We start from the raw sequence: 10,211 nt of genomic DNA, 5'->3' as shown, positions 1-10,211 counted from the left end.
GCCCGCACCGGTCGCATCGGGCCTGCTCGCGGGGCGAACAAACCCGAAAGAGCGAAGGCAAGGCCGGCCAAGCCCGCTCCCGATCTGCGGGGCATTTAGCCTATATGGTTCGTTTTGTCAAGGAGTTTGTGTGTGGAGGCTGCCCACCCATAACCCCTCCCGCAGGCGGGAGGGGGACTGGTTGTGCGCTGTTCACATGGGTTTGCATTGGGCCTGTCCCTTGGCGGTGAACAGGGCTTTGCCTGCTCCGTCGCTGAGCGTCATCTGCGCGGTGAGCATTTCGACGACGCCGTTGACCTTGCCCTTGCCGTCGTCGACCGAGGTGAGCGCGAGGATGTAGGCGGGATCGGCGTAGCGGGTCCAGCTGCCTTGCTTGAGCGGTTTGCTGGCCTTGTCGGCGGCGATCTTGACCAGTTTGCCGTTCAGCTTGAGCACCGCCTCGGCTTCGAGCGCCATCAGGATCGCGCCCATGCCGCCGCCATCGGCGACGAAATTGCAGCCGCTGCCGAAGAGTTTGTTCTGGGTGATGTCGAAATAGTCGATCGTGCCCGGCTCGATGGCATTGGCGGGCGGCGGGGGCGGCGCAGGCTCGCTGCAGGAAGCGAGCACCAGCAGGAATCCCATTGCCAATTTGCGCATCATTTCCTCCCGAACAGTTTTTCGATGTCGCCGTGCGCCAGCTTGATCCACGTCGGGCGGCCATGATTGCATTGGCCCGAGCGCGGGGTTGCTTCCATTTCGCGCAGCAGCGCGTTCATCTCGGCAACCGAGAGCGCGCGGCCAGCGCGGACCGAGCCGTGGCAGGCCATCGTGGCGAGCAAGAGGTCGAATTTTTCGCCGAGTAGCAGGGCATCGCCGTGTTTGGCGAGATCGTCGGCGACGTCCTGAACCAAGGCTGCCGGATCGCCTTTGGCGAGGGCGGCGGGCATCGCGCGGACCAGAACGGCGGCGGGGCCGAAGCGCTCGATCAGCAGGCCGTAAGCAGCGAGCGTCGCGGCGGCGCCTTCGAGCCGGTCGCAGGCGACCTCGTCCAGTTCGACCACTTCGGGCAGGAGCAGCGCCTGCGAGCGGGCCTGTCCGTCTGCGGCCCCGGCGGCGCGGAGGGCCTCAAGCACGAGGCGTTCGTGCGCGGCGTGTTGATCGACGATGACCAGGCCGTCTGCCGCCTCGGCGACGATATAGGTGAGCGCGACTTGCCCGCGCGCGACGCCGAGCGGGAATTCGGATGACGGGACCGGCGCGGCGGCGGCTTCGGCGCGCGCAGCAGGCGGCGCGAGCACCATCGCCTCATAACCGCGCCATGCCGTTCCGGCTTCGGAGACGCGCGCTTCGTTCCAGCTTGGCGCGGCAAAGGCGCTGGTCTGGCGTTCGCCAAACGGGGCGGCCGATGGAGCGGCCGGGGCCTCTGTCTGCCAAGCGCGCATCGCGCCTGCATCGGGGGTTTGGGCCGAGCGGCGGTCCCCCGCGCTGAGCGCCTGGCGCAGCCCGGTGACGATCAGGCCGCGCACCAGCGCCGGATCGCGGAACCGCACCTCGGTCTTGGCTGGATGGACGTTGACATCGACCTCCTCGGGCGGGACTTGCAGAAACAGCGCGAGCACCGCGTGGCGATCGCGCGCGAGCATATCGGCATAAGCCCCGCGCACCGCGCCGATCAGCAGCCGGTCCTTCACCGGGCGGCCATTGACGAACAGGTACTGATGATCGGCAACGCCGCGATTGTAGGTCGGCAGGCCCGCAATCCCGGTCAGTTCGTAAGCGCCGCGCGCCAGATCGACCGCCACCGCATTGCCCGCGATCTCGCGCGCGACGATCTGCGCGACGCGGTGCTCAAGGCTTTCGCCGGGCAGGACCTGCAGCGCGCGGCGGCCATCATGCTCGAGCGTGAAGCCGATGTCGGGCCGCGCGAGCGCGAGGCGGCGCACGACATCGAGGCAGGCTGCCCATTCCGAGCGCGCGCTGCGCAGGAATTTGCGGCGGGCGGGCACTTTGCCGAACAGGTCTTCGACCCGCACCCGGGTGCCCGGCGGCATGGCGGCAGGGCCATCGGCGATGAGCGCGCCATGATCGACCACCCGCGCCCATGCCTCGCCGACCCCTCGCTCGCTCCCGGTGCGCGGGCGGCTTTCGATGGTGACGCGCGCGACCGAGGCGATCGAGGGCAAGGCCTCGCCGCGAAAGCCCAGGGTTTCGACCAGTTCGATGGCTTCATCGGGAAGCTTGGAGGTGGCATGCCGCTCCAGCGCAAGCGCGATTTCATCGGCCCGCATGCCGCAGCCATCGTCGGTCACTTCGATCAGCGCGAGCCCGCCCTCGCCCAGCCGCACCGCGATATGGCTGGCCCCGGCGTCGATCGCATTCTCGACCAGTTCCTTGAGCGCGCTGGCCGGGCGCTCGACCACTTCGCCCGCAGCGATCCGATTGACCAGCCCCTCAGGCAGACGGCGGATGGTGCGCACGGCAGGCTCAAACCAGTCTGGAGGGACGGCGCTGTTCATAACCCCGCTTCTAGCGACCAAGCTGCCCATTTTCGAGACGAGACACGCCACTTATCCCGCAAAGCCTGCACAAAATATTGGGTTTTGCGCGGCTGCCCTGCTAATGGCCTGATTACCTGCCCTGCGCTCGCTGCGCGAGCCGGCCCCTTGGGCCGTTCCAAAGCGCAGATTATTACGGATTTCCTGATGGCATCGTTTCTTTCCCGATTCTTCAAGTTTGGTTACCAGAATATCGCGATCGACCTCGGCACCGCCAACACGCTGGTTTATGTGCAGGACCGGGGCATCGTGCTCAACGAACCTTCGGTCGTGGCGATCGAGACAATCAACGGCATCAAGCGGGTGAAGGCCGTGGGCGACGACGCCAAGATGATGATGGGCAAGACGCCGGACAACATCGAGGCGATCCGCCCCTTGCGCGACGGGGTGATTGCCGACATCGAAGTGGCCGAGGCGATGATCAAGCACTTCATCCAGAAGGTGAACGGATCGAAAAGCCTGTTGCGCTATCCCGAGATCGTGATCTGCGTGCCATCGGGTTCGACCTCGGTGGAGCGCCGCGCGATCCGCGATGCGGCGAGCAATGCGGGCGCGAGCCAGGTGTTCCTGATCCTCGAACCGATGGCGGCAGCGATCGGCGCGGACATGCCGGTAACCGAGCCGGTCGGCTCGATGGTCGTCGATATCGGCGGCGGCACCACCGAAGTTGCGGTGCTTTCGCTGCGCGGCCTGGCCTATACCACGTCGGTGCGCGTGGGCGGCGACAAGATGGACGAGGCCATCGTTTCCTATGTGCGCCGCCATCACAACCTGCTGATCGGCGAATCGACCGCCGAGCGGATCAAGAAGGACTATGGCATCGCGATGGTGCCCCTCGATGGCATCGGCGAGACGATCCACATCAAGGGCCGCGATCTGGTGAACGGCGTGCCCAAGGAAATCACGATCACGCAGGCCAATATCGCCGAAGCGCTCTCTGAACCCATTGGCGCGATTGTCGAAGGTGTGCGCATCGCTTTGGAAAACACCGCGCCCGAACTCGCCGCCGATATCGTCGATCAGGGCATCGTGCTGACCGGCGGCGGCGCGCTGATCCACGGGCTGGACGAGCATTTGCGCGAAGAGACCGGATTGCCGGTGAGCGTGGCCGAAGATCCGCTGTCATGCGTGGCGCTGGGCACCGGCCGCGCCATGGAAGATCCTATCTATCGCGGCGTATTGATGACGGCGTAAAGCCGCCGATGGCGGGTGCCGGGCATCGGATGGATTTTTGGGGCTGGTTCGGCTCGTAAAGGAACAAGAGAATGGCGCGGTGGCAAGACCGTCGCCCGGGCTTTTCGCGCAGGGCGCAGTACGGCATCTTCAGGGGCTACGTCGTTGCGGTCGTTGGCATCGCGGCCGGCGCGGTCTTGCTGATTGTCTCGCTGACCAACCCCGGCGCGTTCGGCTTTGCCCGCGCCATCGCGGGCGAGGCGGCGCACCCGGCGGGCCAGGCGGGCGCTGAGGCGCGCGCAGGCAGCCAGACCGTGATCGCGGCCATTGCCGCCTATTTCAACGCCGGCCGCCAGAACGCGGCGCTGCGCCGCGAAGTCGCCGCCGCCAGAGCCAATGCACTGGGCATGCAGGCGGTCCGTCAGGAAAACCAGCGGCTGAAAGCGCTGATCCGCATTATCGATCCGGCTGCGCCGCCGATCACCTCGGCGCGGCTGATCGGATCGACGGCATCGAGCACGCGGCGCTTTGCCGTGCTATCGGTCGGCACGCGCAGCGGGGTGCGCGCCGGCCAGCCGGTGCGCGCAGCAGCGGGCCTGATCGGACGGGTGATTGAAGCCGGCCCGAACACCGCGCGGGTGCTGATGGTGACCGACCCGGACAACGTGGTGCCGGTGCGCCGCGCCAGCGACGGACTGCCCGCCTTTGTGCAAGGACGCGCCGATGGCCGCATCGATATCCGCCTGATCAACATGGGGATCAACCCGGTGCGCAAGGGCGACGTGTTTGTGACATCGGGTTCGGGCGGGATCTATCCGCCGGGCATTCCGGTGGCGATCGCGACCGACGTGCGCCGCGAAGGCGCGGGCGGCCGCCTCGCCAGCGACCCCGCCGACGCCGATTTCGTGCTGGTCCTGCCGATGTTTCAGCCCGCCGCGGTCGCCGCGCTCGCGGAGAGCGAACAGCGCGCCGCCCCTTCGGCGGAAATCGCCAACTGATGGAAGTTCCTAAGCTCTCCCGGCCCCGGCTTTCCCCGCCCAGACCCGTGGTGCCGCGAATTGCCGTGCCCCGCCTGCCGATGCGGCCTGAAGACATCGTGCGCAATCGCATAGACCGCGCGCCGCTGCCGCTGCTGGCGGGCGGATTGCCATGGGCCTCGATCATGCTGACCGCGATGGTCAGCTTCTCGCCGATCATCGCCTCGGCGCCGGTGCTCCCGCCGCTCGCCTTTATCATGTTTCTATCGTGGCGCATCTTGCGGCCCGGGCTGCTGCCGATCTGGGCCGGGCTGCCGCTGGGGCTGTTTGATGATCTCTACAGCGGCCAGCCTTTCGGCAGCGGGATCGTGCTGTGGTCGCTGGCCTTGCTGGCGATGGAGGTGATCGACGAACGCTTCTTGTGGCGGGGCTTTTTGCAGGACTGGCTGGCGGCGAGCAGCCTGATCGCCGCCTACATCCTTCTCGCCGCCAGCTTTGCCGGGCTGGCCGCCGGGTATCCCCTGCCCTTGGCGAGCGGTCCGCAACTGCTGATCAGCATCGCGCTGTTCCCGGTGATGACCAGCATGGTCGCCTGGCTCGACCGGGTCCGGCTGATCCCCTTGCGCAGGCTTTGAGGCGATGGCCAAGCTGCCGATGACCTCTGCGATCCTGACCAACCGGTTCGAACGGCGCACGTTCGTGCTCGGGCTGGGCCAAGCCGGGGTGGGCGTGCTGCTGGCGGCAAGGCTGGGCTATCTGGCAGTGGCCGAAAACGACAAATATCGCGCGGCCTCGGAGAGCAACCGGGTCAACCTCACGCTCATTCCGCCCCGGCGCGGCTGGGTGATCGACCGCACCGGCGCGCCGCTGGCCTCCAACCGCGCCGACTTTCGCGTCGATCTGATCCCCGACCGCGTGACCGATCCCGCCGCCGCGCTGGGCACGCTCTCGCAGCTGCTGGGGCTGACCCCGGACAAGGTCCGCGATATTCGCGATAAGCTGGAGAAGGCGCGCGGGCTTCAACCGGTCGAGGTCGCCTCAAACCTCGATTGGGACAAGTTTGCCGCGGTAAGCGTGCGGCTGCCGGAATTGCCCGGCGTCATTCCGCAGCGCGGGTTCTCGCGGCTCTATCCCGGCGGTGCGGCAGTGGGGCATCTCGTTGGCTATGTCGGCCCGGCTTCGGCCGAAGACTATGAGAGCGAGCGCAACCCGCTGCTCATCACGCCGGGCTTCAAGATCGGCAAGGACGGGCTGGAAAAGCACTTCGAAGTGCGGCTGCGCGGCGTGCCTGGCGCGCGGCGGGTGGAGGCGACCGCGAGCGGGCGCGTGGTGCGCGATCTGGGCACGCGCGAGGATGTGCCCGGCAAGCCGGTGCAGCTGACCATCCATGCAGGGCTGCAGGACTATGCGGCACGGCGGCTGGGGCTGGAATCGGGTTCGGTCGTGGTGATGGATTGCCAGACCGGCGATCTGCTCGCGATGGTTTCGATGCCGAGCTTTGATCCCAACAGCTTTTCCGACGGCATCGGCCGGATCGAATGGAAGATGCTGTCGGAAGACGATCACGTGCCGCTGCGCAACAAAGTGCTGCGCGGGCTCTATCCGCCAGGATCGACGGTCAAGCCGATGGTGGCGCTCTCGTTCCTCGAAGCGGGCCTTGATCCCGAGGCCACGGTGGGATGCGGCGGGGGACTGCGCGTGGGCAACCGGGTGTTCCACTGCTGGAACCGCCGGGGGCATGGCACGGTCAACATGGCCAAGGGGATCTATCAATCCTGCGACGTCTATTTCTATCACTTTGCGCAGAAGATCGGGATGGACGCGATCGCGGCGATGGCGCGGCGGCTGGGCCTGGGGCAATCGTTTCCGATGCCATATCCGGGACAATCCTTCGGCACGGTGCCCGATCCCGCATGGAAACAGCGCAAATATCAGAAAGAATGGGCGATCTACGACACCGTGAACGCCACCATCGGGCAAGGCTACATGCTGGTCAATCCGTTGCAGCAGGCGGTCATGGCCGCGCGCATCGCCTCGGGCCTGGAGCTTAATCCCCGGCTGATCATGACGCGCGATGCGCCCCGATCAAGCCCGCTCGGGCTGAAACAGGAACATCTCGATTACATTCATGCCGCGATGAACGAAGTGGTCAACGGGCGCGGCACCGCGGGCAAGGCGCGCCTGCCCATTCCCGACGTCCAGATGGCGGGCAAGACCGGCACCGCCCAAGTGGTGGGGCTCAACATCGGCAACGGCAAAGGGGGCCTGTGGAAACACCGCGATCACGGCCACTTCATCTGCTTTGCTCCGTTTGACAAGCCGCGCTTTGCCTGCGCCGTGGTGATCGAGCACGGCGGCGGATCGGGCGCGGCCTATCCCGTGGCGCGCGATGTGATGACGTATCTGTTCGATCAGACCAAGGCGCTCGACGTGCTGGCCGGGTATGAGAGCCAGTGGGGCGGCAATGTCGAACAGCGCATGACGGCCAAGTACAACGCCTATGCCGCCAAATTCGGGGCCAGCGCGCCGCAAGCGCCAGACGAGGCGCAGGCCGCACAAGTCGTGGCCGAGGACAACCGCCCGGTGAGCGAACCTGCCGCTGCGCAGACCGCCGCCGCTCCGCCTGCGCCGGAACCCGAACCAGTGGCCGCATCCGCGCCCGCGCCCGCCGACGCGCCTGTAGTTGCCCCGGGGAGCAACGGGCCGGGGAGCGCAGCGCAGCCAGCGCCCGCGCCGCAGGGGCAATAGGGCAATGCCGCGCGCTTATGTTCCCAGCGCTCTGGCGCGCCAGCCATGGCAGGTCATCGTACCGCTGGCGATGCTTGTCGGGTTTGGCGGGGCGGTGCTTTATTCTGCGGCAGGCGGCCATTTCCAACCCTGGGCAGTGACCCATGTCGCGCGCTTCGGGGTGTTTCTGGCGATGGCGATGGTAATCGCGCGCATTCCGCAGGACTGGTTCAAACGCGCGGCGCTGCCGATCTATGTCGGCTTGTGCCTGCTGCTGGTGCTGGTCGAGCTGATCGGCGGGATCGGCGGGGGGAGCCAGCGCTGGCTCAATCTGGGCTTCATGACGCTGCAACCGTCCGAATTGATGAAACCGGGGATCGTGCTGGTGCTGGCATGGTTTTACAGCGTGTTGCCGGTGGGCGAGACGCAAGGCTGGCGGGCGATTGCGCCCGCGCTGGTGCTGCTTGGCATCCCGGGCTTGCTGGTGGCGCTGCAACCCGATCTGGGCACGGCGCTGGCGATCAGCTTTGGCGCGCTGGTGATGATGTTTCTGGCCGGGCTGCCGCTGCGGCTGTTCATCGGCGGGGGCCTGGCCGTGGCCATCATCGCGCCGCTGGCGTTCTTTTTCGCGCTGCGCGATTATCAGCGCAAGCGCGTGTTCGTGTTCCTCGATCCCGAAAACGATCCGCTCGGTTCGGGCTACCACATCACCCAGTCGAAAATTGCGATCGGTTCGGGCGGGCTGTTTGGCAAAGGGTTCGGCCAGGGCTCGCAAAGCCATCTCGACTATCTGCCCGAGGCGCACACCGACTTTGTCTTTGCGACGATGGCCGAGGAATGGGGCATGCTGGGCGGGCTGTTTGTGCTCGCGGTGTTTGCGCTCGTGCTGCGCTGGGGCCTCAAAGTCGCGATGAATGCGCCGGACCGCTTCTCGCGCCTGCTCGCCGCGGGCATGGTCACGACGATCTTTTTCTATGTGTGCATCAATCTGATGATGGTCATGGGCCTTGCCCCGGTGGTGGGCATCCCCCTGCCCTTCATGAGCCATGGCGGCTCCTCGATGATGACCAACATGATCTGCATCGGCACGATCATGGCCGTCGGCCGCTGGTCTCGCCCAGGCCGCGCCGGGCTGCTCTAGCGGCAGCGTTCATGCCTGCTTTGCTGCGCGCCCAATTTGGGGCTTGGCATCGGGGCAAAAATCGCTAAGGGAACGCTTCCCGTTTGCACGCGAACGCGGAAATGGACGCATAGCTCAGTTGGCAGAGCAGCTGACTCTTAATCAGCGGGTCCTTGGTTCGAGCCCAAGTGCGTCCACCATTTTTCAATGACTTAGCCGCTCTTTTGGCCTCGAATGCGGGCGGCTGGCACCCCTAGCAATCACATAGCAAGCACGCGGGCCAATTTCGCGCGCTCATCTGCTCATTGCGTTGTCGGCGGGCGGGCTTGGCTTCTATGCGCAAGGCCCTTTGCTTTGATTCACCAGAACGCCAGCAAGATCATGCAAAGCATGCCGAATGCTAGGACAACTGCTTCAATCGTCATGATCAGCGGTGTTGGCTCGTCGTAAGGCTGATCTTTGTCGTTATGCATGCTTGAACGCCCTAGTCGAACAAAACCGAAACACATGCGGTGTCTCATCGATACCAACGCGCCAGCCCCAGTCCAACGAGATACGCTCCTGCATCCTCGCCATTGACGCTGACGCGCGCCAACGTTCGCCCGCACTTGTCCGGCCCCATGCGCTCGATTATCACCGGCCCGCGCTTTAAGAACGCTTGCAGCGCATCCCGCGCCTGATAGCCTACCGCATAGTCGCACCACGCTTTGGCGCGGCGTTCCTCAGAGCATCGAGGTGAACCCGGCAGTTCCGGCGCATCGATATTGGCGATGCGGATGCGCTCGCCACCGCAACGGATTGAATCCCCGTCATGCACTGATAGCGAGCTGCACAAGGCACCGGCGGCAAGAATCGAGAACAAGCTCATAGCGGTTTATACGCAGTCAATTTGCTAAAATTGGTAGCTGAGAGGACACAATTCAACTGACCCGATGCGCAAAGCCTGCTTAACCCCCAAAACATCGTAAACACAAATTTTTGTCATTCCATCTTGGTATTCGCCCGACTTTAATCCTGTCGTCCTTCCACTACCTGTAATTGAATCATCTTCGACAGACATTTGGCAAAGTTCTGTTGCATTAAACGAATATACTTTCCCATTGCTATATTTGCAGAAATGTTGATTGCCTTGAACCCCTAAGTCTTTTTGAAGATAATATGTCATCGCAAGCGATGGCGATGAATAGGAGAAACCCGCAAAGGCAGCTAAGATCATGATTCTTTTGACTATCATTGCAGTCCCCCTAAAATTTGTAGTGCATGGATAAGGCACCAGATACTATCTTCAACCGTTTGCCAACGCATAGCAAGCAGGCCCGCGCGCGGGGGACAGATCGGCGAAGCCCATTGCCGAATCGTTCCGCATTCGTTCTCACTGTCGCATGGGAACCAAACGCCTCGACAAAATAAGCGACTATGCGCGGCACGGCTTCAATCTTCGGATTGTATGCCGGGGTTGTGGCCGGGCAAGCGTGATCGATGCGCGCGCGCTAACGGCCAAGTGCGCGAAGGCGAGCCTAAGCCTGAATTGTCCGTCGTCAGAACATTTGGCACAACTCGCGGCGTAAATTAGCGGAGTGCGGGCCTCGTCTGGGGTTGGGTTTTAGGCGGCGAGCTTGCGGTGTTGCAAGCGCCGATGCTCGATGGTTTGTCGCTTGATCCTTTCACGTTGTTTGA

The 10,211-nt window shown here is 64.5% G+C and carries 9 protein-coding genes and 1 tRNA gene; 6 read left to right on the top strand and 4 right to left on the bottom strand.

Annotated features, from left to right (window positions below):
- Positions 1-192: 192 nt before the first annotated feature.
- Together Q0O40_RS13760 and mutL are read right to left on the bottom strand one after the other, a co-directional pair.
- Positions 193-642 (bottom strand): hypothetical protein, encoded by a 450-nt coding sequence (locus tag Q0O40_RS13760; RefSeq protein ID WP_295530964.1) that lies wholly within the window; start codon positions 640-642, stop codon positions 193-195.
- Positions 639-2,459: a DNA mismatch repair endonuclease MutL gene (gene mutL, locus Q0O40_RS13755; protein ID WP_295530967.1), complete on the bottom strand. Its 1,821-nt coding sequence runs from the start codon at positions 2,457-2,459 to the stop codon at positions 639-641. The genes Q0O40_RS13760 and mutL overlap by 4 nt, the downstream gene beginning before the upstream one ends.
- A gap of 225 nt (positions 2,460-2,684) precedes the next feature.
- Here mutL and Q0O40_RS13750 point away from each other — a divergent pair, with 225 nt between their 5' ends.
- The 6 genes from Q0O40_RS13750 (at position 2,685) to Q0O40_RS13725 (ending at position 8,734) form a co-directional block, all read left to right on the top strand.
- Positions 2,685-3,731 carry a rod shape-determining protein gene (locus tag Q0O40_RS13750; RefSeq protein WP_295530962.1) on the top strand — a complete coding sequence of 349 codons (1,047 nt, stop codon included), beginning with the start codon at positions 2,685-2,687 and terminating at the stop codon, positions 3,729-3,731.
- Between the two features lie 71 nt (positions 3,732-3,802).
- On the top strand, positions 3,803-4,708 hold the full coding sequence (mreC, locus tag Q0O40_RS13745; protein WP_295530959.1) for a rod shape-determining protein MreC: 906 nt from the start codon (positions 3,803-3,805) through the stop codon (positions 4,706-4,708).
- Between the two features lie 80 nt (positions 4,709-4,788).
- A complete protein-coding gene (mreD, locus tag Q0O40_RS13740) occupies positions 4,789-5,322 on the top strand; it encodes a rod shape-determining protein MreD (protein WP_295530957.1) in 534 nt (177 codons plus the stop codon).
- A gap of 4 nt (positions 5,323-5,326) precedes the next feature.
- Positions 5,327-7,435, top strand: a complete 2,109-nt coding sequence (mrdA, locus tag Q0O40_RS13735; RefSeq protein WP_295530954.1) for a penicillin-binding protein 2 — start codon at positions 5,327-5,329, stop codon at positions 7,433-7,435.
- Positions 7,436-7,439: 4 nt separating this feature from the next.
- On the top strand, positions 7,440-8,555 hold the full coding sequence (gene rodA, locus Q0O40_RS13730) for a rod shape-determining protein RodA (protein ID WP_295530951.1): 1,116 nt from the start codon (positions 7,440-7,442) through the stop codon (positions 8,553-8,555).
- 103 nt (positions 8,556-8,658) lie between these two features.
- Positions 8,659-8,734: transfer RNA gene (locus tag Q0O40_RS13725), tRNA-Lys, on the top strand.
- A 317-nt stretch (positions 8,735-9,051) separates the two neighbouring features.
- On the opposite strand, the gene Q0O40_RS13720 is transcribed toward Q0O40_RS13725, so the two are convergent.
- On the bottom strand, positions 9,052-9,402 hold the full coding sequence (locus Q0O40_RS13720; protein WP_295530948.1) for a thermonuclease family protein: 351 nt from the start codon (positions 9,400-9,402) through the stop codon (positions 9,052-9,054).
- Positions 9,403-9,426: 24 nt separating this feature from the next.
- Positions 9,427-9,699, bottom strand: coding sequence for a hypothetical protein (locus tag Q0O40_RS13715; RefSeq protein ID WP_295530945.1), 273 nt, complete (start codon positions 9,697-9,699; stop codon positions 9,427-9,429).
- Between the last annotated feature and the right edge of the window lie 512 nt (positions 9,700-10,211).

This window comes from Novosphingobium sp. Chol11, assembly GCF_945870625.1.
GTDB lineage: Bacteria > Pseudomonadota > Alphaproteobacteria > Sphingomonadales > Sphingomonadaceae > Novosphingobium.
This window is presented reverse-complemented; position numbering and strand designations above follow the sequence as displayed.

Bases quoted from the DNA above. Each gene is read 5' to 3' on its own strand.
- Q0O40_RS13760 (WP_295530964.1), bottom strand. From the start codon at position 642: ATGATGCGCAAATTGGCAATGGGATTCCTGCTGGTGCTCGCTTCCTGC.
- Q0O40_RS13750 (WP_295530962.1), top strand. From the start codon at position 2,685: ATGGCATCGTTTCTTTCCCGATTCTTCAAGTTTGGTTACCAGAATATC.
- mreC (WP_295530959.1), top strand. From the start codon at position 3,803: ATGGCGCGGTGGCAAGACCGTCGCCCGGGCTTTTCGCGCAGGGCGCAG.
- mreD (WP_295530957.1), top strand. From the start codon at position 4,789: ATGCGGCCTGAAGACATCGTGCGCAATCGCATAGACCGCGCGCCGCTG.
- mrdA (WP_295530954.1), top strand. From the start codon at position 5,327: ATGGCCAAGCTGCCGATGACCTCTGCGATCCTGACCAACCGGTTCGAA.
- rodA (WP_295530951.1), top strand. From the start codon at position 7,440: ATGCCGCGCGCTTATGTTCCCAGCGCTCTGGCGCGCCAGCCATGGCAG.
- Q0O40_RS13720 (WP_295530948.1), bottom strand. From the start codon at position 9,402: ATGAGCTTGTTCTCGATTCTTGCCGCCGGTGCCTTGTGCAGCTCGCTA.
- Q0O40_RS13715 (WP_295530945.1), bottom strand. From the start codon at position 9,699: ATGACATATTATCTTCAAAAAGACTTAGGGGTTCAAGGCAATCAACAT.